The organism is Achromobacter deleyi (assembly GCF_013116765.2).
Taxonomy (GTDB): domain Bacteria; phylum Pseudomonadota; class Gammaproteobacteria; order Burkholderiales; family Burkholderiaceae_B; genus Achromobacter; species Achromobacter deleyi_A.
Map to the genome: position 1 here is coordinate 5,045,763 of NZ_CP074375.1, position 22,261 is coordinate 5,068,023.

Consider the following 22,261-nt stretch of genomic DNA (forward strand, 5'->3'; position numbering starts at 1 on the left):
TCGCATATGGCGGGAAAGGCGAGCACTCGACTGTCGTGGTGTATTCGCGTTGTCCGGCCATATCGTGCGCCGTTCGTTATTCACGTGGAGCCTACACACCATGAACGCTGTGACTGATAAATCCTTCTCCGACTACCTCGTTGCCGACATGTCGCTGGCCGGCTGGGGCCGCCGCGAACTCGCCATCGCCGAAACCGAAATGCCCGGCCTGATGGCCATCCGCGAGGAATTCGCCGCATCGCAGCCCCTGAAGGGCGCGCGTATCGCCGGCAGCCTGCACATGACCATCCAGACCGGCGTGCTGATCGAGACGCTGGTGGCGCTGGGCGCCGAAGTGCGCTGGGCCTCGTGCAACATCTTCTCCACGCAAGACCACGCCGCCGCCGCGATCGCCGCGTCCGGCACGCCGGTCTTCGCCGTCAAGGGCGAAACGCTGGAAGAGTACTGGCAGTACACCCACAAGATCTTCGAATGGCCCAATGGCCAGAACGCCAACATGATCCTCGACGACGGCGGCGACGCCACGTTGATGCTGCACCTGGGCACCAAGGCCGAGAAGGACCTGTCGGTCCTGGCCAACCCCGGCAGCGATGAAGAGCGCATCCTGTTCGCCGCCATCAAGGAAACGCTGAAGCGTGATCCCAAGTGGTACTCGACCCGCCTGGCCCTGATCAAGGGCGTCACGGAAGAGACCACGACCGGCGTGCACCGCCTGTACCAGATGTCGCAAAAGGGCGAGCTGGCGTTCGCCGCCATCAACGTCAACGACTCGGTCACCAAGTCCAAGTTCGACAACCTGTACGGCTGCCGCGAATCGCTGGTGGACGGCATCAAGCGCGCCACCGACGTGATGATCGCCGGCAAGGTCGCCGTCGTGGCCGGCTACGGCGACGTGGGCAAGGGCTGCGCCCAGGCGCTGGTCGCGCTGCGCGCGCAAGTGTGGGTCACCGAAATCGATCCGATCTGCGCCCTGCAGGCCGCCATGGAAGGCTTCAAGGTCGTGACGATGGAAGAAGCCGCCGCCCATGGCGACATCTTCGTCACCGCCACCGGCAACTACCAGGTCATCACGCGCGCACACATGGACGCCATGAAGGACCAGGCCATCGTTTGCAACATCGGCCACTTCGACAACGAAATCGACGTTGCCGGCCTGGCCGACTGCAAGTGGGAAGAGATCAAGCCGCAAGTCGACCACGTCATCTTCCCGGACGGCAAGCGCATCATCCTGCTGGCTCAGGGCCGTCTCGTGAACCTGGGCTGCGCCACCGGCCACCCCTCGTTCGTGATGTCGTCCTCGTTCGCCAACCAGACGATCGCCCAGATCGAACTGTTCACGCGCAACGAAGCCTACAAGTCCGGCGAAGTCTACGTGCTGCCCAAGCACCTGGACGAGAAGGTCGCCCGCCTGCACCTGAAGAAGCTGGGCGTGCAGCTCACGACCTTGCGCCCGGACCAGGCCGACTACATCAGCGTGCCGGTCGAAGGCCCCTACAAGCCCAATCACTACCGTTATTGATCGGGTGAAAGCAAAATAGGAAAACGCCGCGCCATGTCGGCGCGGGTTTTCCGGTCCGCGGGGCTGGCCCGTCTTCGCCTGGCGATCACGGGGCCGCGGAGCGTCAATACAGGAGTTCGAACATGGTGACATTGATACTCGTCTGGATCCTGAACGCGGTGGCCCTGCTGGCCGTTGCCTACCTGCTGCCCGGCATCACGGTGGCCAGTTTCGGATCGGCGCTCATCGCCGCGCTGGTGCTGGGCCTGGTGAACATGCTGGTCAAGCCGGTTCTGGTGTTGCTGACGCTGCCCATCACGATCGTCACCCTTGGTCTCTTCCTCGTTGTCATCAACGCCTTGTTGTTCTGGTTCGTGGGCTCCGTGCTCAAGGGCTTCCAGGTCAACGGGTTCTGGTGGGCCGTGGGCGGTGCAATCCTGTACAGCATCATCTCTGGCTTGCTTACCAAACTGATTCCCTAAGGTGTGGTCCCACCCCCGAAGCGCTGCGCGCTTCCCCCTCAAGGGGGCATGCCTGCGGACCGGCTGAGCCGGCTCCGCGGCATTGCGATGGGCAACCCCTGTTTCGCGCGACGCGCGTAGCGTAGATAACTGACATGTCCGATTCGATTTCTCCTGCATTCAGTCTGGAATTCTTTCCCCCGCGCGATCTGGCCGGCCAAGAACGGCTGGTTCGCGCGGCCAAGCAGATGCTGGCCATCCAGCCGAAGTACGTCAGCGTGACGTTCGGCGCGGGCGGTTCCACGCGCGCCGGCACGGCGGATGCCGTGCGCACGCTGCGCAACCTGGGCTGCGACGCGGCGCCTCATCTGTCGTGCGTGGGCGCCACCCGCCAGGACCTGCGGGACATACTTCAGATTTACAAGAATGAAGGCGTGCGGCGCGTGGTGGCCCTGCGCGGCGACCTGCCTTCGGGCATGGGCGGCGACGCAGGCGAACTGCGCTATGCCAACGAGCTGGTGTCGTTCATCCGCGAGGAAACGGGCGACTGGTTCCACATCGAAGTGGCGGCCTACCCCGAAATGCACCCCCAGGCGTCCAGCCCGTCGGCCGACCTGGACCATTTCGTGGCCAAGGTGAAAGCCGGCGCCGATGCAGCCATCACGCAGTACTTCTTCAACGCCGACGCCTACTTCGACTTTGTCGACCGGGCCCATGCCAAGGGCGTCAACGTGCCGATCGTGCCGGGCATCATGCCCATCACGAACCACACGCAGCTCCTGCGGTTCTCGGAGATGTGCGGCGCGGAAGTGCCGCGCTGGATCCGCCTGCGCCTGGCCGAGTTCGGCGACGACAAGGCCTCCATCCGCGCCTTCGGCGTGGATGTGGTGACGGAACTGTGCCAGACCCTGCTCGACAACGGTGCGCCGGGCCTGCATTTCTACACCTTGAACCACGCCGAAGCGCCGCTGGCGGTGTGGAAGGAACTGTCGCGGTAGGCTTTGCGCCTGCAACGCAAAAGGCCGGCGTTCATACGCCGGCCTTTTTTTGCCCCGCGCGGCAAGCGCGCGAAGCGCCTGCGGCGTGGAAGGTTGCTTTACGCTGGCGTGTTCAGTCCGCGTATACGCCGGCCTTGCGGATGATGCCGCCCCATTTGTCCACTTCGGACTTCAGCCAGGTCTGCAGGCCCTCGGGGGTCTGCTTGGCTTCGGGCACGATCTCGGCGCCCAGCTCGGCCATCTTCTGCGTGAAGACGGGGTCTTTCAGCGCGGCGCGCAGCGCCGCGTTGAACTTGGCGACGGCCTCGGGCGGGGTGCCCTTGGGCGCATACACGCCATGCCAGACCTTCACCTCGAAGTCCTTCAGGCCGCCTTCCTGCAAGGTCGGCGCATCGGGCAGCGCCTTGATGCGGTCCAGCGTGGTGACGCCGTACAGCTTCACGCGTTCCCCCTTGATCTGGGGAATGGTCTGCGTGGTCTGGTCGCACAGCACGTCCACCTGGCCGCCCAGCAGCGCGGTCATCGCGGGTGCGGTGCCCGCATAGGGCACGGTCGTGAACTGCACGCCCAGCGACTCCTGCAGCAGCATGCCGCAAAGCTGCGAAACGGCGCCCAGCCCCGCGTTCGCCAGGTTGATCTTGTTGCCGTTTTCCTTGGCGTACTTGATGAAGCCCGCCATGCCGTCGGCAGGCAGGTCCTTGCGGCCGAGCAAGGTCATGGGCACGTCCGCGACCTGGCCGACATAGGCGAAGTCCGTCAGCGGGTTGAACGACAGCTTGCGGTAGAGCGCCGGCGCGGTCGCCATGCCATTGTGGTGGATCAGGAAGGTGTAGCCGTCGGGCGCCGCGCGCGCCACGTGCTGGGACGCCAGCGTGCCGCCCGCGCCCGTGCGGTTTTCGACGATGATGCTTTGCCCCAGCGTCTTGGCCATGGACGCGCCCAGGCTGCGGGCCACCACGTCGGTCGGGCCGCCCGCGGCGAACGGCACCACCAGCGAAATGGGATGGTTGGGATAGGCTCCCTGCGCGCCGGCGTTGCTCCAGGCCAGGCAGGACAGGGCCAGCATGGGCCAGGCTGCACGCTTGATCGCGCGCGCGAACGGTAGGGACATGTCTCGCTCCTTGTGGTTTTCTTGGACCCGCAAGGCGATGCATGACGGGCCGACGCCAGTGTGGCGTGCCCGCGCGCGTAATGGAATTCGCAGTTTCGCAAGCCGGGTTTCGGCTGGCGGAAAGGAGGGTTTACGCGAGCCTCCAGCCTCGGCGAGGCTGTATTCCGCGTCAACAGGCCCTAGTTCGGCTGATCCTTGCCCGGATCCTCGGCCAGCACCTGCGGCGCCGGGTAGCTGGCCTGGGGCGCGTTGTCGGGCTCCACGCGCAATGGCTGATGCACGCGGGTGGGAGGCACCAGCGTGCCGGGAGCGTCGGGATTGGTCCACAGCGGGTCCGGGATCTCGGCGAAAACCTGGCGCAGGCGTTCGCCCCAGGTCCCGCGGATCATGCGGAAGTACTCGTTGTGTTCGTCGATGCTGGCGAAGTGCGTGACGCGCAGGGCGTTGGTGTCATAGACCAGCAGATCCAGCGGCAGGCCCACCGAGATGTTCGAGCGCAGCGTGGAGTCCATGGAAATCAGGGCGCACTTGGCGGCCTCGTCCAGCGAGGTGTCCGGACGCAGCACGCGGTCCAGGATGGGCTTGCCGTACTTGGCTTCGCCGATCTGGAAGTACGGGCATTCCTGGCCGGCCTCGATGAAATTGCCCGCCGAATAGATCTGGAACAGCCGGCAGCGCTCTGCGCCGATCTGTCCGCCGAAGATCATGTTGACGTTGAAGTCCACGCCCTGCTCATGCAGCGCGGGGGCTTCGCTGCGATAGACGTCGCGCACCGCCGCGCCGATCCGGCGCGTGGCCTCGAACATGTCGGGGGCGTTCCAGATGGTTTCGCCGCCGTCGTCCTGCTGGCGGGCCAGGGCGTTCAGCACGGCCTGGCTGACCGCCAGGTTGCCCGAGGTCATCAGGACCATCACGCGGTCGCCCGGACGTTCGAAGACGGTCATCTTGCGGAAGACGCTGATCTGGTCGACGCCGGCATTGGTGCGGGAGTCGGACAGGAAAACCAGGCCGGAGTCGAGGCGGGCTGCTACGCAGTAGGTCATGATCGAGAATTAGGGAAAACCACGCCGCATTGTATTGCGGCGCGGCTGGCCGGATGTTACTGCTGCGGCTGGGCCTGGACTTGCACGCTGACCTCCATGGATTCCTCGCCGCCGCCGGTGCGCACGCCGCGCACCGGCGCGGCGGAGTCATAGTCCCGCCCCACCGCCAGCCGGCAGTGGCAGTCAGAGGCGAACTGGCGATTGGTGATGTCCACGCTGGTCCAGCCGATGTCGGGCAGCCAGACGTCGGCCCAGGCATGGCTGGCCGCATGCTCGGTGGCGGTGTACAGGTAGCCACTGACATAGCGCGCGGGCACGCTCAGGCCCCGTACGCAGGCCAGGAACAGATGGGCGTGATCCTGGCAGACGCCGTGGCCCATGGCCAGCACCTGGTCGGCTGCCGTGGTCACGTCGGTGGTGCCGGGCTCGTAGGCGACGCGGTCGTTGATCGCGGTGGCCAGGGTCAGGATATCGTCCGACGTGGTCAGGCCGTTGGGCAGCACCCCGCGCACGAAGGCATGGATGGTGTCGTCCGCCTGCGTCAGCGGAGTCTGCACGCAGTAGGCATGCACGGGCAGCCGGCTGTCTTCGCTGCCCAGCACGCCACGCGTCAGCGGCGCCACCAGGACTTGCCCGACCACGCGCAATTCAATGTCGGTGTGGGGGTGGTTGAGCGTCAGCGTGTGCGTGATGTTGCCATAGGCGTCGACCTGCTTTTCCAGCGCGCCGGGCGCGTCGATATGCCAGCGCAGCAGGCGCTGGTGCTCGTCGTCGCGCGGCGTCAGGCGCAGGGTCTGGATGCTGTAGTTGACCGGCGCGGTGTAGCGGTAATGCGTGACATGCGTGATGATCTGTTTCATTGCTGCCCCTTGTTATGCCGACAGCGGCACCAGGAAGTCCTGGCTGATCCGGTTGCCCAGGTCGTTGATGCGGTCCAGGAAATGGTCCAGGTACTGGTGCAGCCCGCTATCCAGGATGTCCTCGACGCGGCCGTACTGCAGTTCGGCGCACAGCATGCCGGCGCGCCGTTCGGTTTCGGTCGAGCGCTGGTTCGAGACGCGCGCCAGGTCGTCGGCCACCGCCCGCATCGAGGCCAGCAGCGAACGCGGCATGTCGCCGTGCAGGATCAGCAGTTCCGCCACCCGGTCGGGCGTGATCACGTCGCGGTACACCTTGCGGTAGATCTCCAGTCCGGACACGGAGCTGAGCAAGGCCGACCAGCGGTAGAACTCGCTTTGCAGCGCGGCGGAGCCGATCGGTTCGGCGCGGCCTTCCTGCGCGCCGTTGCCCCCGCGTTCGTGGAACTTCACGTCCAGCATGCGGGCGGTGCTGTCGGCGCGTTCCAGATGCATGCCGATGCGCAGGAAATACAGCGCCTCGTCCTCCAGCATGGTGCCGATGGTGACGCCGCGCGCCAGATGCGAGCGGAACTTCACCCATTCGAAGAACTCGCCCGGATTGCGCTCCAGGAGGCCGGTATGCAAATGCTTGAGCAGCTCCAGCCAGGTGGTGTTGTAGGTTTCCCAGACTTCGGTCGTGAGACTGCCGCGCACGGCGCGCGCGTTCTCGCGGGCTGCACGCATGCAGGAATAGATCGACGAGGGGTTCTCGGGATCGCGGACCATGTACTCCAGCACGTCGCTGGGCGAGATGGACGCGTACTTGCTCTGATACAGGCCCTGCAGTTCGGAGATGCGCAGCACGCCCAGCCAGGAGCCCTCGCGCATCTGCGCGTCCTGGGGCAGCAGCGACATCTGCAGGTTCACGTCCAGCATGCGGGCCGTGTTCTCGGCGCGTTCGGTGTAGCGGCACATCCAGAACAGGTTGTCGGCGGTTCGGCTCAGCATGTTCAGTCCTCCAGTACCCAGGTGTCCTTGGTGCCGCCGCCCTGGCTGCTGTTGACCACCAGCGAGCCCTCGGTCAACGCCACGCGGCACAGGCCGCCAGGCACGGTGCGGATGTCCTTGCCGCACAGTACGTAGGGGCGCAGGTCCACGTGGCGTGGCGCCACGCCCGATTCCACATAGGTGGGAATGGTGGACAGCGCCAGCGTGGGCTGCGCGATGTAGTTGGCGGGATTGGCGCGCACGCGATCCTTGAACGCCTCGACCTCCGCGCGCGAGGCCGAAGGCCCCACCAGCATGCCGTAGCCGCCGGCGCCATGGACTTCCTTGACCACCAGGTCCTGCATGTGGGCCAGCACATGGGACAGCTCTTCGGGCCGGCCGCAGCGCCAGGTCGGCACGTTCGACAGGATGGGCTCCTCGCTGAGGTAGAACCGGATCATGTCCGGCACGTACAGATAAGTGGACTTGTCGTCGGCGATGCCGGTGCCGATGGCGTTGGCGAGCGTGACGCGGCCGGCGCGGTATACCGACAGCAGCCCGGGCACGCCCAGCGCCGAATCGGCGCGGAACGACAGCGGATCCAGGAAGTCGTCGTCCAGGCGCCGGTAGATCACGTCCACCTTGCGCGGCCCTTGGGTGGTGCGCATGTAGACGGTGTTCTGCTCCACGAACAGATCCTGGCCTTCCACCAGTTCCACGCCCATCTGCTGGGCCAGGAAGGCGTGCTCGAAGTAGGCCGAGTTGTACATGCCCGGCGTCAGCACGACCACGGTGGGGTCGTCCCCGCCGTGCGGCGCGACTTCGCGCAGGTTGTCCAGCAACAGGTCGGGGTAGTGCGCCACCGGTTCGACCTTGATGCGGCTGAATGCATCGGGCATGAGCCGCATCGACATCTTGCGGTTCTCCAGCATGTAGGACACGCCCGAAGGCACGCGCAGGTTGTCTTCCAGCACGTAGAACTCGCCAGCGCCCGCCCGCACGATGTCCACGCCCGCGATGTGGCAGTAGATGTCCTCGGCCACCGCGACGTCCTGCATTTCGGGGCGGTACTGGGAATTCAGGAACACCTGTTCGGCCGGGACGATGCCGGCGCGCACGATGTCGTGGCCGTGGTAGATGTCGCGGATGAACATGTTCAGCGCGCGCACGCGCTGTTTCAGGCCGGCTTCCAGGTGCCGCCATTCGTCGGCGGGGATGATCCGGGGGATCAGGTCGAAGGGGATGAGGCGCTCGGTCCCGGCGGCATCGCCCGCGACCGAGAAGGTGATCCCCACCCGGCGAAAACTCAGGTCCGCTTCCAGCCGGCGCACGGCCATGGCCTCGGCCGACTGCTCATTGTGCCAGCGCTCGAAGGCCTGGTAGTGGGAGCGTACGCCGCTCGCGCCGTGGCGCATTTCGTCATAGGCGGATGGACGGGATGGTCTGTCCTTCATGGCTCCTCCGATGCAGGTGCTTGCGGCCGGCTTGCACGCGGCCGTTACCCGGCTCAGGCGTGGCCGGTCTTAATGACAAGCAACCGGCGTGCCAGCTTTTCGGCTTGCGGGCGTCCTTGAGGACAATATCCTCTCAAGGGAGTCGAAATGCCATCCCCGCGGCGGGCTACGCGGGTCGACCGGCCGCGCGGCGGGCGCGGCGCGTCAGCCGGAGAAACTTCTGGCAGGAATCCGCACCAGTTTGGTGCATGGAGCCGGGCAGAACTGGTGCGTCAGTTCATCCGGTAGGTGTGCAGCGTGGTTCCGCCCGTGCCGCCTTGCTCCAGGGGTGCCTGCGGCACCCAGCCGTCCTGGGTCAGCACCGCGTCCAGCCGGACGTCGTGCGCGGCGGGGACGTAGTCGGCATCCAGTTCGCCGCAGCTCCAGGCGATTCCAATCGCGATGAACGGGTGGCCCCGTTCGCGCAGGGCAGCCAGGGTGCGGTCGTAATAGCCGCCGCCGTAGCCCAGGCGGTCGCCCTGTTCCGTGTAGCCCAGGGTGGGCACCAGGACTACGTCGGGCAGCAATTCGGGGCCGGCGACGGGTTCCTGAATGCCATACGGGCCCGCGCGCAGTTCGGCATCGGGCGTCCAGGGCAGGAACGCCAGGGGGGCGTTGCGCTCGCGCATCACCGGCAAGGCGACCGTCATGCCGCCCTCGGTCCATTGCGTCAGCAAGGGCCGCAGGTCGGGCTCGTCGGCCATGGGCCAGAAAGCGGCGACGGTGGTGGGGGCCGGATTACCGGCACGCACGGCCTGGTCGCGCGCCACGTTCAGCCAGGTGAACAGCCGGGCGCGCATCAGTAAACCGCCCCGGCTGCGCTGGTCTTCCGGCAATCCGGCGCGCAGTTGCCGCAATCGCGTGCGGTGCTGGACTGCGGTATCCTCTGGAGTATTTTGCGTAGTCATGCGGTGGCTGTAACTGGGGGTGGAAAATGAAGGCGAACATGCTGAAGAAAAACATGCGGATGGCCAGCATGCGGGCGTGCGGCAAGACGGGTGCATGAGGAAAGCAGCATGACACAGACCTTGCAACCCCGACGGTATCAGAAATCCCTGCGGCAGGCCGTAAGCGCCGCCGCCACCACGCCCGATGTTCGCTCCGGCCTGCGCCGATGGCTGCCCCTGGTGGCGCTGTTCACCGCCGCCTGTGCGCCGGTGGATGCGCAGCAGCGCAGCGCCGCCGTCAATCCGCAGCCCCAACCCGCCATACAGGCGGCGCAGCCTGTCATTGCCGTGCCCCCGGCCGTGCTGGCAGGCCTGCCGCCCACCTCGGATACGCCGGCGCTGGCCGCCGTGGTCGCCGCGCGCGAGGCCATGAACCGCAAGCAATGGTCCGTCCTGGGCGCGCTCGTCCCGCAAGCCAAGGGCAACCCGCTGGGCATGTACCCCGAATACTGGCTCCTGCGCTATCAGCTCTGGACTCCGCCCGCCACCGGCCGGCCCACCGCCGACCTGCAAAAATTCATTGGCAGCAACGGCGACGCCTACCTGGCCGACCGCCTGCGCGGCGACTGGCTGCTGGCGGCCGCCCGCAGCGGCGACTTCGAAACCGTGCGCAAGCTTGCGCCGGTGAAGAACACCAATGCGCAGATCGAATGCGCCATTCTGGACGGCAAGCACATGACCGGCCAGCGCGCCACCGCGGCGCAGGCCATGGCCGTGTTCGCGCCGGGCGGGGCCTGCTGGGCGCTGTACGACCAATTGGTGGCGGATCGCATCCTGGGCTGGGAACAGCTGGAACCCCAGTTGCGCGACGCCATCGAGGCCAACAAGACGACGGACGCGCGCAAGTTCGTGCAGTACATGTTCGAGCCGCGCGACCAGAAGACCTACGACGTCCTCATGAAGGACCCCATGAAGTGGTTGACGCGCCAGGACCGTCTGCCCGTGGGCCGCAACGAGAAAGAACTCGTCACCATCGCGCTTGCGCGCCTGGCGCGTTCGGACGTCGGCGTCGCCGATTCCTACCTGCGCCGCGAGTGGGCCAAGTCCATGGCCAAGTCGAATCTCGCCTGGGTGCGCGGGCAGTACGCGCTGGTCGCCGCGCTCAACCTGGATAGCCGGGCCAACGACTGGTACCGCGAGGCCGGCCATATCCGCATGACGGACTACAACTCCGGCTGGAAGGTGCGCGCTGCGCTGCGCCAACCCAAGATCGACTGGAAGTGGGTCATCGAATCCATCGACGAAATGCCGGCCGTGCAGCAGGCCGAGACGTCGTGGGTGTACTGGAAGGCCCGCGGCCAGGCCGCGCTTGGCAACAAGGAACAGGCCGCCGCCGCCTACGCCAGCATTGCGGACCGCTTCGACTTCTACGGCCAGCTGGCCGCCGAGGAACTGGGCCGCCGTATCAACGTGCCGCCGCGTCCCGCGCCCATCAGCGATCGCGAGATCGCCGAGGCGCGCGCCAATCCCGGCCTGCAGCGCGCGGTGCTGCTCTTTCGCCTGGGCTGGCGCGCCGAAGCCGTGCCCGAATGGAATTACACCCTGCGCGGCATGAGCGACCGCCAGCTGATGGCCGCCGCCGAACTGGCCCGCGCCGAGAACATCTACGACCGCGTGGTCAACACCTCCGACCGCACCGAGAAAGAGTTCGACTTCAGCCAGCGCTTCATCGCGCCCTTCGAAGGCCGCGTCACGGCCAAGGCCAACGCCATCGCGCTGGATCCGGCGTGGGTCTATGGCCTGATCCGGCAGGAATCCCGCTTCATCATGGACGCGCGTTCGCATGTGGGCGCCTCGGGCCTGATGCAGCTGATGCCGGCCACGGCCAAGTGGGTCGCGGGCAAGATCGGCATGAGCAATTTCACGCCCGACAGCGTCAACGACTTCGACACCAACACCGAGCTGGGCACCAACTACCTGAATATCGTGCTGCGCGACCTGAACGGATCGCAGATGCTGGCCAGCGCGGGCTACAACGCCGGTCCGCGCCGTCCCCACAACTGGCGCTCGACCTTCACGCACCCCGTGGAAGGCGCGATCTTCGCCGAGACCATCCCGTTCAACGAAACGCGCACGTACGTGAAGAACGTGATGTCCAACGCCGTGTATTACGCGGCGATGTTCAGCGGTCAGCCCCAATCGCTGAAAGAGCGCCTGGGCAACGTCGTGCCCTTGGGCGCGGAAAGCACGTCCGTCCCATGACGCGGGATCCGGCCACCGACGGCCTGCAGGTCTACATTGTTGGCGGCGCGGTGCGCGATGCGCTGCTTGGCCTGGCGCCGGGCGACCACGACTGGGTCGTCGTGGGCGCCACGCCGGAAGACATGGCGCGCCGCGGCTTCATCCCGGTCGGCGGCGATTTCCCCGTCTTCCTGCATCCCCGCACCAAAGAGGAATACGCCCTGGCGCGCACCGAGCGCAAGTCGGGGCGCGGCTACAAGGGTTTCACCTTCTACACCGGCGCGGATGTCACGCTGGAAGAAGACCTGCGCCGACGCGACCTGACCGTCAACGCCATCGCGCAAAGGCAGGACGGGGAACTGGTCGATCCGCTCGATGGCGCGGCCGACCTGCGCACCCGGGTATTTCGTCATGTGGGCGACGCATTCGAAGAAGATCCTGTGCGCATTCTGCGGCTGGGCCGGTTCGCCGCGCGCTTTCGCGATTTCACCGTGGCGCCCGAGACCATGGCCTTGTGCCGCCGCATGGTCGAGGCCGGCGAGGCCGACGCGCTGGTGGCCGAACGGGTCTGGAAGGAACTGTCGCGCGGCCTGATGGCCGATGCGCCGTCGCGCATGCTGGGCGTGCTGCAGGCCTCGGGCGCGCTGGCCCGCGTGATGCCCGAATTGCAGGGCGTGGACGAAGTCGGCGTGGATCTCGACCGGGCCGCCGCGGCGGGGCTGTCGCTGGCGGGGCGCTACGCGCTGATGTGCCGCCTGACGCCGGAGCGCGAGGCCATGGGCCGCCGCTTGCGCGTGCCCACCGAATGCAATGACTATGCGCGCCTGTTGCCGGAGATGCTGGCCGGCCTGGACGGCGCGCAAGAGGATGGCGATGCCGCCGACGCGCAACTCACGCTGATGGAACGCGCCGACGCCTTGCGCAAGCCCGAGCGCTTCTTCGATCTGCTGGACACGGTTGCGGTATTGCGGCCGGTGGACAAGCCGGCGTGGCAGGCCCGGGTGGCCGCCGTGCGCGGCGTGGATGCAGGGGCCATCGCCAAAGCCTGCGCGGGCGATCCGGCCCGCATCAAGGAAAGCGTGCGCCAGGCGCGGCTGGAACGCCTGCGGGCGGGCTGATTTCGCTTGCAGGGCGCCCGGGCCGGGCAGGGCGCTACAGTTTGCCCAGCCTGTCGCCGCGCGAGAACCCCGTCAGCGGTTCCTGCATGCCGCGTCCTATCGCCAGCACCTTGAACAATTCGCCCATTTCCGCTTCGGACAGCAGCTTCTGGACCGGCGCGACGGCCTGCGCGTAGGCCTGCGCATCCGAGGGATCCAGCTGCGCCAGCAGATCCATCAGCCCCGCGTTCATCAGGAAGCGGGCTTGCGACGTGTAGCCCAGCACCTGCAATCCGGCCGCAAGCGCGGCTTCCGCCATGGCGGTGAAATCCACATGCGCGGTGATGTCCTGCAAGCCCGGGGCGGTGAACGGATCGCCGTGCGCGTGATGGCGCAGATGGCACATGAGCGTGCCGCCCGCGCGTTGCGGGTGGTAGTACTCGCTGCGTGGAAATCCGTAGTCCACCAGCAGGGCCGCGCCGCGTTCCAGCCAGCTGCCCATGGCGCCGATCCAGGCCTCGCCCTGCAGGTTGATCTCGGACACATAACCGGGCAGCGCTGGCATGCGAGCGGCGACGGCCGAGGCCAGCGCCGCGGGGGCGGGGCGGTCCTGCCAGGCAAACGAGCCGGATGCGTCCAGCGCCACGCCGCGCTCCAGCACGGCGCCTTCGTCGCTCCAGGCAAAGAGCGATACCGGCATCGCGTCCAGGACCTCGTTGGCCAGCACGCAGCCGGAGAACGCATTGGGCAGCGCGTCCAGCCATTGCACGCGGTCGCCGAATGCGGCGAGTCTTTCCGCCTGGCGGGCGCGCAGATCCGCCGACACTTCCAGGATCAGGTAACGGGTCTCTTGCAGGCCCAGCGCGTCCAGCTCGCGCAGCACCCCTTCGGCCAGGGCGCCGGTGCCGGCGCCGAACTCCAGCACGGTTTGCGTACTGGTCTGGCGCAGCACCTCGGCCGCCTGGCGGGCCAGGGTGCGCGCGAACAGCGGCGTGAGCTGGGGTGCGGTGACGAAGTCCCCCGCAGGCGTCTTGGCGCCGTCGTCCGCATCGGCCAGCTTGACGTTGCCTGCGGCGTAATAGCCCAGTCCCGGCGCATACAGCGCCTCGGCCATCCAGTGATCGAACGGCAGCCAGCCGCCGTTGGCCGTGATTGCGGCGCGCAGGTGCGCGGCGGCGGCTTCGCTGTGTTCACGCGCGGCGGGGGCTAGGGGGGGCAGGTTGGCGGGAGCGGGGCGTTGCATGGTTGGATGAGGCGTGGGCAATGTGGCATTTTCCCAAAAAAAGGCCGGGCACGCCGCGCTCCTCTGCGGGTCTTGCGGGATCCGGGCGACAAAAAAACAAACCCCGCGACAGGCGCGGGGTTTGTTTCGGGTCAGGCTGGCTGATTAGCCGCGGCGATCCGCCGGCTTGGCGAAGCGCTTGGCGGGGCCGCCGGGGCGCTTGTCGAACGCGGGCTTGGCACGGAAACCGCCTTCAGGACGGTCGCCGCCGCGGAAGCCGCCTTCGCGCTGGGGGCGGTCACCGAAGCTGGGACGGTCGCCGAAGCTGGGGCGGGCGTCACGATCGCCGCCGCGGAAACCACCTTCACGGGGAGCGCGTTCGCTGAACGGGCGCGCATCGCGCTGGGGACGGTCGCCATGGCTGGGGCGGTCGCCGCCGAAGCTGGGGCGCGCGTCACGGTCGCCGCCGCGGAAGCCGCCTTCACGCTGGGGACGGTCGCCGAAGGGACGATTGCCCTGGTAGCCGCCTTCGCGCTGGGGACGATCACCGAAGCTGGGACGGTCGCCAAACGAACGCTGGGGGCGGTCGCCGAACGGACGGTTGCCTTGGTAGCCGCCTTCGCGCGGAGCGCCGTCGCGATTGCCTTGGTAACCGCCTTCACGCGGCTTGAACTCGCCACGCGGGCCGGCGAAAGAACGGCCTTCACGCGGAGCGCCGTCACGGTTGCCCTGGTAGCCGCCTTCATGGCGCGAACCGCCGAAGCCGCCGGGACGCTTGCCGAAAGGCTTGCCGCCTCGCGGAGCGCCGCTGCCGCCGGCCGACGGACGCGGGGTGCGCTTGGGTTCCAGACCGGCAATCACTTCAGGCGTGATCGATTGGCCGATGTAGTGCTCGATACGGCGAACCTTGTGGCGCTCGGAGTGCGTGGCCAGCGTGAACGCCAGGCCATTGCGACCGGCGCGGCCGGTACGGCCGATACGGTGGACGTAGTCTTCGGCTTGCATCGGCAGGTCGAAGTTGACGGCGTGGCTGATGCCTTGAACGTCGATGCCGCGGGCGGCAACGTCGGTGGCAACCAGGATACGCAGCTGGCCGCGTTGCAGTTGCGACAGCGTGCGGGTGCGCTGGCGCTGGTTCATGTCGCCATGCAGGGCGGCGGCGGCGAAGCCCTGGTCGGCCAGGCGGTCGGCCAGGTCATCCGCGCCGCGCTTGGTCGACGTGAAGACAATGGCCTGGTCCAGCTTGGCGTCGCGCAGCACGTGATCCAGCAATTGCATCTTGTGGCTGGCATCGTCCGCGTACAGCAGGCTTTGCGTGATGTTGGTGTGCTTTTCCTTGGCGCCGGCCATCTCGATGCGCTGCGGGTCGCGCATCATGCGCGCCGCCAGCTTGGCGATCGTGCCGTCCAGCGTGGCCGAGAACAGCAGGGTCTGGCGGTCTTCGGGCAGGCGGCTGACGATGGTCTCGATATCTTCGATGAAGCCCATGTCCAGCATGCGGTCGGCTTCGTCCAGCACCAGCGTGTGCACGGTGTTCAGCTTGACGCGGCCCGATTGCAGGTGGTCGATCAGGCGGCCGGGGGTGGCGACCAGCACGTCGACGCGGCGCGACAGCGCCTTCAATTGCGCGCCGTAGGGCATGCCGCCCACGACGGTGGCGGTGCGCAGGTCAGCCAGCTTGCGGCCGTAGGTGGCGGTGGCTTCGGTGACTTGCAGGGCCAGTTCGCGGGTCGGGGTCAGCACCAGCACTTGCACGCCGACGCCCTTGTTGGCGGGCATCTGGGCGATGCGGTGCAGGGCCGGCAGCATGAAGGCGGCGGTCTTGCCGCTGCCCGTCTGCGAGGACACCATCAGATCTTGACCGGCCAGCGCTTGCGGAATGGCAGCGGCTTGGACGGGGGTGGGGGTGCTGAAGCCAGCTTCTTGAACGGCCGACAACAGAGCAGGCGCGAGGCCCAGGTTTTCGAAAGACATTACTTTCCCTTGCCGCAATCAATGCGACGCAGTGCTTGGTCGGGCCAGGGGATTAGGCGGCCGGATCCAGGCGACGGTTGATGGAGCATCGTGCCGACCGAATCAACCATGCGCGTGGCGCGTTCTCTTATACAGATTGGAACGCAGGGCGAAAGGAAAGGAGGTCAGGAATCGATGATAGTTCGGCATGAGGCCGGGGCTTAGGCTTCCCGGCAGACTGCAAAAAATTCCGCTAAATCAAGGCGGTAAATGCCGAACTCGTTTTGTGCAGTGCGGCGATCATAACCCGAATTCGCCTTGCAAGGGAATTATTTTTTTGTCCAGTCCCCAATCAATAGGGTTTTTCCCTTGGTTTTCCAGCCACGCATTGGTGGCCAGGAAGTGGCCGCAGCCCAGGAACGGCACCGGGGGCCTGCGGGCGGATAGCGGCGAGGGATGGTTGGACATCAGCACCAGGTGGCCGCTGTTGTCCGGAAGCAACAAGCGCTTGGCCTGGGCGTGGGCGCCCCACAGCATGAACACCTTGGGCGAGGGGTCGCGGGCGACCAGCGCGATCAGCGCATCCGTCACCGTTTCCCAGCCGCGCTTGGCGTGCGAGGCAGGTTGGCCGTCTTCCACCGTCAGCGCAGTGTTCAGCAGCAGTACGCCCTGATCGGCCCAACTGCTCAGGTCATTGCCCACCGGCACGTGCGTGCCCGGATATTCCTGGGCGATCTCGTTGAAGATGTTGCGCAGGCTGGGCGGGCGCTTGCAATCGTCCGGCACCGAGAACGCCAGGCCTTGGGCCTGGCCGGGGCCGTGGTACGGATCCTGTCCCAGAATCACCACCCGGACATCAGACGGGGCCAGGCCGTGCAATGCGCGAAAAGGCGTGGCGGGATACACCACCGCGCCTTCGGCCAGGCGCTTTTCCACATGGGCCGTGGCCGCGGCGAGCGCGTCGGCCACGGATTTGGGGGCGAAGGCGGCCTGCCAGGCGGCGGGAAGTTGCGCCGTCTGGGCGGCCAGGGCGTTGGGATTCAAGCGGTTATCGATCGGCATGGGCGCGATTTTGGCATACGCGCGGTCAAGCGTCGCACCGGCCACGACATGCGGTGAAAGCAGCCTGCCGCTGCCTGCCTGCGGAATTTTCGCTTTGAATAAAAAGAACCATGAACTGGATGGGAAATTGCGGCTAGTCCCGTAAATCGCATATTGACGCCGGGCTATATAGTTTTCATCCGAACGGCACTCGATCGTGCTGAACAGGAAATGGCCGCCTGCGGTTCGCCAATGCCGTCTGCCGTGGCGGGCCATGTCCAGCAGGGCTCTCCGTTTGGAGATGCTTCCATTTTCAATACCTACTCCAATACCTGGCATGAATCTCCGCAAACTGTCGTTCGCCGCGTCGGCGCTATTGTTGTCCACGGGTTGCACGTTCATCATGGGAAAGCCGCGGCCACTGGTGGAATCCGACCCGTCGCCGCAGGAAGTGCTGAGTCCCGTCGTGATCTACATGCCGATCTGCGATTATCAGAAAGAGATGGGCGGCGTCGGCCTGGTGGGTGCGCGTACCGCCTATCCCGCCGTATACGCAGGGGAAGCGGTATGCAACGCGCTGCGCGCCGAGTTACCGGGAGCCCTGAACGCGGCAGGCATCAAGGCCACGGTGATTGAACGAAAATACAATCCCTCCGCGGCCAAGCCGCAGGGCATGAAAGAGGACGCGGCAGGCGTCGGGGCGAGATACGCGGTTGTGCTGGGCGCACCGCATGGCTCCGACGGATTCGGGCAAACCCAACCGAGCGTCGGCATGATGTTCCGCCTGTACGTGGCCGAGACGGGCGAGTATCGGGGCTACGGCGAGGAAGATTATTGGATTTCGCTCAGGGATTATTCCAATCGCGGGCCGAACGCGAGCGCACGAACCATAGGCGCCAATCTTGCGAAGACCGTCGCCCAGACGATGCAGAAGCGCTGCACCGAGGACTACCAGCGCCGATGTGCGAATCTGATCCGGTTTTCGGAGCCACGGGACGTTTACGGCAAGTGAGCCTTGCAAAAATGGGGCGCGAATGACGCGCGCGCAGGCCCGCCATCAGTTGCGGGTTGCGCGGCATGCGCGCCGGAACGCGCGCCCCTGATCCGCGCTTGAGCTCAGACCGGCCAGCCAGCCTGCCGGTGGGCCGAGTCCCAGAACATCCATTCCAGCTGGGCAGCGTGCGTGTAAGCCTGGTGCATCGCTTCGAGCGTTTGCGCCGACGCCGCTTCCGCCGCGTGGTCCACCGATGCGATCACGGCGCGTACCAGCGTGTGGAATTCCTCGCCGGCATAGGTATCGATCCATGCCGCATACGGATTGGGACGCACCGCGCGGGCGTGGATCTCGCGGCCGATCTCGGCGTAGATCCAGAAGCACGGCAGCAGGGCCGCCAGCGCCACCGGATAGGGCGCGCTCCAGGCGGTTGCGATCAGGAAGCTGGTGTAGTGGTGGCTGGCCGGGGTCAGCGGCGTAGCCTCGAAGGTGGCGGCGTCGATGCCGAACTGCTTCAGGAAGCCCGCGTGCAGGCTGCGCTCGGCCACGACGGCGCCCTTGGCCGCCTCCGCGAACTGCACCACGCCGTCGGCGTCATCGGCCTTGGCGGCGGCGATGGCCAGCGCGCGCCCGAACGCCACCAGATAGTGCGCGTCCTGGATCATGTAGTGCTTGAATGCGTTCTCGTCGAGCTGGCCGCTGGCCAGTTCCTGGTTGAACGGCATGTCGCGCGTTTTCTCGTAGAGCGCGGCATTGCGAGCCCAGGCATCGGAGCTGAAAGACATGGGATTCCTCTAAGGCGAAACCGGATGGCGCGCGACCGTGCGCGCCATCTCTGGAGGCCAAGGGTACCAAGTCCTGGGCCTGCCTACTGCATGTACCAGCCGTGGCTGACCACGAAGGACTGTCCGGTAAACGCCGCGCTCGGGAAGGTGGACAGGAACAGCGCGGTCTGCGCCACGTCCTCGACGGTGGTGAAGACGCCATCGACGGTGTCGCCCAGCATGACCTTCTTGACGACATCTTCCTCGCTGATGCCCAGCTCCCTGGCCTGTTCGGGGATCTGCTTTTCCACCAGGGGCGTGCGCACGAAGCCCGGGCAGATGACGTGCGAACGCACATTGTGCGGCGCGCCTTCCTTGGCCAGCACGCGGGCCAGGCCCAGGAGCGCATGCTTGGCCGCGACGTAGGCGGACTTCAGCGGCGACGCCTCATGGGAATGCACGGAGCCCATGTAGATGACCACGCCGCCGCGGTTGTCCTTGTACATGTGCTTGAGCGCGGCCTTGGTCGTCAGGAACGCGCCGTCCACATGGATGGCCTGCATCTTTTTCCAGTCCGAGAAAGCAAAGTTCTCGATCGGGCTCACGATCTGGATGCCGGCGTTGGACACCAGAATGTCAATGCCGCCGTAGGCGGCCGCCACGCGGTCTATGCCCTGGTTCACGGCGTCCTCATTGGTGACGTCCATGGCCACGCCCATGGCCTTGCCGCCGGCCTGTTCGATTTCGCGGGCCACGGTGTCCGCGCCTTCCTGATTCAGGTCGGCAATCGCGATGGATGCGCCGGCGCGGGCGAGCGTCAGGGCGATTTCCTTGCCGATGCCGCTGGCGGCTCCGGTGACGACGGCGACTTTTCCGTTCAGCTGATGCATGCTGCAACCTCCGGGTAAGGGATGCCGGCGTGTTGCCGGCGACAGGCCTTGCGGGAGGCGGCGGGTGCCGCCCACGGACGCAAGGAGCATGTCTGGATGGTAAGTCGTCCAGCATGAGAAGAGACTGAACGCGCGTCGTCATGGTGGCGGTAACGGTGTATGTCATTTGCTTCCGGCGCTCGCGGGCAGGTGGGGCTTCCTGTTACGCGCGACGGCAGGCCACGGTTTATTCCGTTGCCGCTGCCCGGAGGCTGCGGCAGAATCCGGCCCATCCGGCTGCTGGGCCCTCCAGCGCCTTCACTTTCTTGCAGGTGGTAAGCGGCGTGGCGCGGTCATTCATCAGTCGTTTTCTTGGGGCCGCGAGCCGCGTGCTGCTATGCATGAGTGCGCTGCTGCCGGCGCATGCCGCCCACATCGTGGTCGACACCGGGCACACGCCGCAACGGCCGGGCGCAACGGGCGCCAGCGGACGGGTGGAGTACCTGTACAACCTGGACCTGAGCGCGGAAGTGGCGGAGGAACTCAAGGCCCTGGGCGACCGCGTGACGCGCGTAGCGGCCGATGGCGCCGACGTGCCGCTGGGCAAGCGCGCGCTGCTCGCGCCGACAGCCGGCTTCTTCATGTCGATCCACCACGATTCGATGCAGCAGAAGTACATCGATGCCGGCCGCCAGCGCGAATTCGCGGGCTTTGCGATCTTCGTGTCCGAGAAAAACCCCCACTATGAGCAAAGCTTGCGCTGCGCCCGGGCGATCGGCGAACAAATGCTCGCGGCGGGTGAAACGCCCTCGCTGTATCACGCGGAGCCCATCGCCGGCGAGAACCGCCCGCTGCTGGACCGCAGGCTCGGCGTGCATCGCTTCGACGGGCTGGCCGTGCTGAAAACCGCGCCGATGCCCGCCGTGCTGGTGGAGGCGGGCGTGATCGTGAATCCGGACGAGGAGCGGCGCCTGGCCCGGCCCGACATCATCCATCGGCTGGCGCGGGCGATGGCGCGCGGTGCGCATGCCTGCCAGGACCCGTAGTGTCCCGTTCCGGCGGTGGCCTCAGGCCGCGCGCTTGGCGTGGTGGCGGGCGTAGTCCAGCAAGGCGTCGCGCAGCACGATGGCCTGGTTGTGCTCGGTGTTGCGTGCGCCGTACAGCAGGGTGAGGGGGCGTGTGCCGGCGGCATTCAGCAGTGCCGCCATGCGGGCCTGCTGCTCGGGCGTAGCCAGTTCAGCCAGGTATCGGGCACGGAACTCTTCCCAGCGCTCGTCGACATGGCTGAACCATTTGCACAGTTCGGCGGTGGGGGCGATGTCGCGGGCCCACTCGTCCAGCCCAAGATCGGCGCGGCGCAGGCCGCGCGGCCACATGCGGTCCACCAGCGCCAGGTAGCTGCCTTCCGGCCCGGTTCCTTCATAGACGCGCTGCACGGTGATGCGGGACGATTTCATGCCGGCTCCTGCGAAAAGCGTTGCAGCCAGTCTACCGCAACCTCCACGGGCCGCCGTTCAGTGCGGCCCCGTTTCCCGGGCGGGTGAGCCGGCCGCGCGCAGCAGCGCGAACCCGGCGACGGCGGAAGCCAGCGAGCCCGTCAGTACCCCGATCTTGGTGGCGTCGACGGTGGCGGCATCGGTGAAGGCGAGGGCGCCGATGAAGAGACTCATCGTGAAGCCGATCCCGCACAGCAGCGCAACGCCGTAGAGCTGCGTGAAGGTGGCATGCCTGGGCAAGCTGGCAATGCCGGTCTTGATGGCGAGCCAGGCAAAGCCGAATACGCCCAACTGCTTGCCCAGGAACAGGCCCAGCGCCACGCCCATCGGCACGGGCTGCGCCAGGCTGGCCAGGCCCATCCCGGCGAACGACACGCCCGCATTGGCGAATCCGAACAGCGGGACGATCAGCAGCGCCACCGGCTTGTGCAGCGCGTGCTCCAGCGTATGCAAGGGCGAATGCGCATGGATTCCTCCCTGGTTCCGCGGGCGCAGGGGAATCGTCAGCGCAAGCGCCACGCCGGCCAGCGTCGCGTGCACGCCCGACTTCAGGACGAAATACCACAGCACCGCGCCGAGCAGCAGGTAGGGCGTCAGACGCGATACGCCCGCGCGGTTCAGGCAGAACAGGCACACCAGCAGCGCGCCGGCCATGCCCAGCGCAAACACGTTGAGGTCCGACGTATAGAAGAGCGCGATGATGACGATGGCGCCGAGGTCGTCCAGGATGGCCAGCGCGGTCAGGAAGATCTTCAGCGACGTCGGCACCCGGCTGCCGAGCAGCGCCAGGATGCCCAGGGCAAAGGCGATATCGGTGGCGGCGGGAATGGCCCACCCGCGCAAGGTGTCGGGGCTGCCCAGGTTGACCAGCAGGTAGATGATCGCCGGCATCGCCATGCCGCCGAGCGCCGCGATGCCCGGCAGCATGATGCGGGCGGCGCCGCGCAACTGGCCGTCCAGCACTTCGCGTTTGATTTCCAACCCCACCAGCAGGAAGAAGATGGCCATCAGGCCGTCATTGATCCAGTGCAGCACGGTCTCCCGGAGCACGACAGGTCCCGCCTGAAAGCCAAGCTTGGCGCCCAGGACGTCGAAGTACAGGGGAGCGGCGGACGTGTTCGCGACCACCAGGGCGGCCAGCGCGGCGAACATGAGGACATAGCCGCCCAGGGCTTCTGACCGCAGGAACGCTTGCAGGAAGGAGACAGGCTTGGCGGGGGCGGGAACCGGTGGAATGGCGGGGACGGCCTTCATTGAATTTTTGGCG

The 22,261-nt window shown here is 66.7% G+C and carries 20 protein-coding genes; 7 read left to right on the forward strand and 13 right to left on the reverse strand.

What is annotated here, in order from left to right; all coding sequences use genetic code 11:
- Positions 1–100 precede the first annotated feature (100 nt).
- From ahcY to metF, 3 genes are all read left to right on the forward strand, one after another.
- Positions 101–1,519 (forward strand): adenosylhomocysteinase, encoded by a 1,419-nt coding sequence (gene ahcY, locus HLG70_RS22845; RefSeq protein WP_171666934.1) that lies wholly within the window; start codon positions 101–103, stop codon positions 1,517–1,519.
- 125 nt (positions 1,520–1,644) lie between these two features.
- Positions 1,645–1,980, forward strand: a complete 336-nt coding sequence (locus HLG70_RS22850) for a phage holin family protein (RefSeq protein ID WP_171667072.1) — start codon at positions 1,645–1,647, stop codon at positions 1,978–1,980.
- Positions 1,981–2,114: 134 nt separating this feature from the next.
- Positions 2,115–2,957: a methylenetetrahydrofolate reductase [NAD(P)H] gene (metF, locus tag HLG70_RS22855; protein WP_171666933.1), complete on the forward strand. Its 843-nt coding sequence runs from the start codon at positions 2,115–2,117 to the stop codon at positions 2,955–2,957.
- Positions 2,958–3,069: 112 nt separating this feature from the next.
- Here the strand turns inward: metF and HLG70_RS22860 are convergent, their stop codons facing one another.
- The 6 genes from HLG70_RS22860 to HLG70_RS22885 all read right to left on the reverse strand — a co-directional run bounded on the left by HLG70_RS22860 (position 3,070) and on the right by HLG70_RS22885 (position 9,338).
- A complete protein-coding gene (locus HLG70_RS22860) occupies positions 3,070–4,068 on the reverse strand; it encodes a tripartite tricarboxylate transporter substrate-binding protein (RefSeq protein ID WP_171666932.1) in 999 nt (332 codons plus the stop codon).
- Positions 4,069–4,247: 179 nt separating this feature from the next.
- Positions 4,248–5,111 (reverse strand): proteasome-type protease, encoded by an 864-nt coding sequence (locus HLG70_RS22865; protein WP_171666931.1) that lies wholly within the window; start codon positions 5,109–5,111, stop codon positions 4,248–4,250.
- Positions 5,112–5,167: 56 nt separating this feature from the next.
- Entirely contained in the window at positions 5,168–5,971 is an 804-nt protein-coding gene (locus tag HLG70_RS22870; RefSeq protein WP_171666930.1) for a transglutaminase family protein, read from the reverse strand.
- A gap of 12 nt (positions 5,972–5,983) precedes the next feature.
- A complete protein-coding gene (locus tag HLG70_RS22875; RefSeq protein WP_171666929.1) occupies positions 5,984–6,958 on the reverse strand; it encodes an alpha-E domain-containing protein in 975 nt (324 codons plus the stop codon).
- Between the two features lie 2 nt (positions 6,959–6,960).
- Positions 6,961–8,391, reverse strand: coding sequence for a circularly permuted type 2 ATP-grasp protein (locus HLG70_RS22880; protein ID WP_171666928.1), 1,431 nt, complete (start codon positions 8,389–8,391; stop codon positions 6,961–6,963).
- A gap of 272 nt (positions 8,392–8,663) precedes the next feature.
- Entirely contained in the window at positions 8,664–9,338 is a 675-nt protein-coding gene (locus HLG70_RS22885; RefSeq protein WP_171666927.1) for a 5-formyltetrahydrofolate cyclo-ligase, read from the reverse strand.
- A 108-nt stretch (positions 9,339–9,446) separates the two neighbouring features.
- On the opposite strand from HLG70_RS22885, the gene HLG70_RS22890 reads away from it, so the two are divergent.
- Both HLG70_RS22890 and HLG70_RS22895 read left to right on the forward strand, forming a co-directional pair.
- Positions 9,447–11,579, forward strand: a complete 2,133-nt coding sequence (locus tag HLG70_RS22890) for a lytic transglycosylase domain-containing protein (RefSeq protein WP_171666926.1) — start codon at positions 9,447–9,449, stop codon at positions 11,577–11,579.
- Positions 11,576–12,676, forward strand: coding sequence for a CCA tRNA nucleotidyltransferase (locus HLG70_RS22895; RefSeq protein ID WP_171666925.1), 1,101 nt, complete (start codon positions 11,576–11,578; stop codon positions 12,674–12,676). The genes HLG70_RS22890 and HLG70_RS22895 overlap by 4 nt, the downstream gene beginning before the upstream one ends.
- A gap of 34 nt (positions 12,677–12,710) precedes the next feature.
- Here the strand turns inward: HLG70_RS22895 and HLG70_RS22900 are convergent, their stop codons facing one another.
- The 3 genes from HLG70_RS22900 to HLG70_RS22910 all read right to left on the reverse strand — a co-directional run bounded on the left by HLG70_RS22900 (position 12,711) and on the right by HLG70_RS22910 (position 16,892).
- Entirely contained in the window at positions 12,711–13,898 is a 1,188-nt protein-coding gene (locus HLG70_RS22900; RefSeq protein ID WP_171666924.1) for a class I SAM-dependent methyltransferase, read from the reverse strand.
- A gap of 144 nt (positions 13,899–14,042) precedes the next feature.
- On the reverse strand, positions 14,043–15,851 hold the full coding sequence (locus tag HLG70_RS22905; protein ID WP_171666923.1) for a DEAD/DEAH box helicase: 1,809 nt from the start codon (positions 15,849–15,851) through the stop codon (positions 14,043–14,045).
- A 279-nt stretch (positions 15,852–16,130) separates the two neighbouring features.
- Positions 16,131–16,892, reverse strand: coding sequence for a uracil-DNA glycosylase (locus HLG70_RS22910; protein ID WP_171666922.1), 762 nt, complete (start codon positions 16,890–16,892; stop codon positions 16,131–16,133).
- Between the two features lie 403 nt (positions 16,893–17,295).
- On the opposite strand from HLG70_RS22910, the gene HLG70_RS22915 reads away from it, so the two are divergent.
- Entirely contained in the window at positions 17,296–17,883 is a 588-nt protein-coding gene (locus HLG70_RS22915; RefSeq protein WP_213697130.1) for a hypothetical protein, read from the forward strand.
- A 104-nt stretch (positions 17,884–17,987) separates the two neighbouring features.
- Here the strand turns inward: HLG70_RS22915 and tenA are convergent, their stop codons facing one another.
- Positions 17,988–18,650, reverse strand: coding sequence for a thiaminase II (tenA, locus tag HLG70_RS22920; RefSeq protein WP_171666918.1), 663 nt, complete (start codon positions 18,648–18,650; stop codon positions 17,988–17,990).
- A gap of 83 nt (positions 18,651–18,733) precedes the next feature.
- Positions 18,734–19,519: a 3-hydroxybutyrate dehydrogenase gene (locus tag HLG70_RS22925; RefSeq protein WP_171666915.1), complete on the reverse strand. Its 786-nt coding sequence runs from the start codon at positions 19,517–19,519 to the stop codon at positions 18,734–18,736.
- Between the two features lie 380 nt (positions 19,520–19,899).
- Here HLG70_RS22925 and HLG70_RS22930 point away from each other — a divergent pair, with 380 nt between their 5' ends.
- Entirely contained in the window at positions 19,900–20,544 is a 645-nt protein-coding gene (locus HLG70_RS22930; protein ID WP_171666913.1) for an N-acetylmuramoyl-L-alanine amidase family protein, read from the forward strand.
- Between the two features lie 21 nt (positions 20,545–20,565).
- On the opposite strand, the gene HLG70_RS22935 is transcribed toward HLG70_RS22930, so the two are convergent.
- A complete protein-coding gene (locus HLG70_RS22935; protein ID WP_171666911.1) occupies positions 20,566–20,955 on the reverse strand; it encodes a DUF488 domain-containing protein in 390 nt (129 codons plus the stop codon).
- 57 nt (positions 20,956–21,012) lie between these two features.
- Positions 21,013–22,248, reverse strand: coding sequence for a Na+/H+ antiporter NhaA (nhaA, locus tag HLG70_RS22940; RefSeq protein WP_171666909.1), 1,236 nt, complete (start codon positions 22,246–22,248; stop codon positions 21,013–21,015).
- Positions 22,249–22,261: the final 13 nt, after the last annotated feature.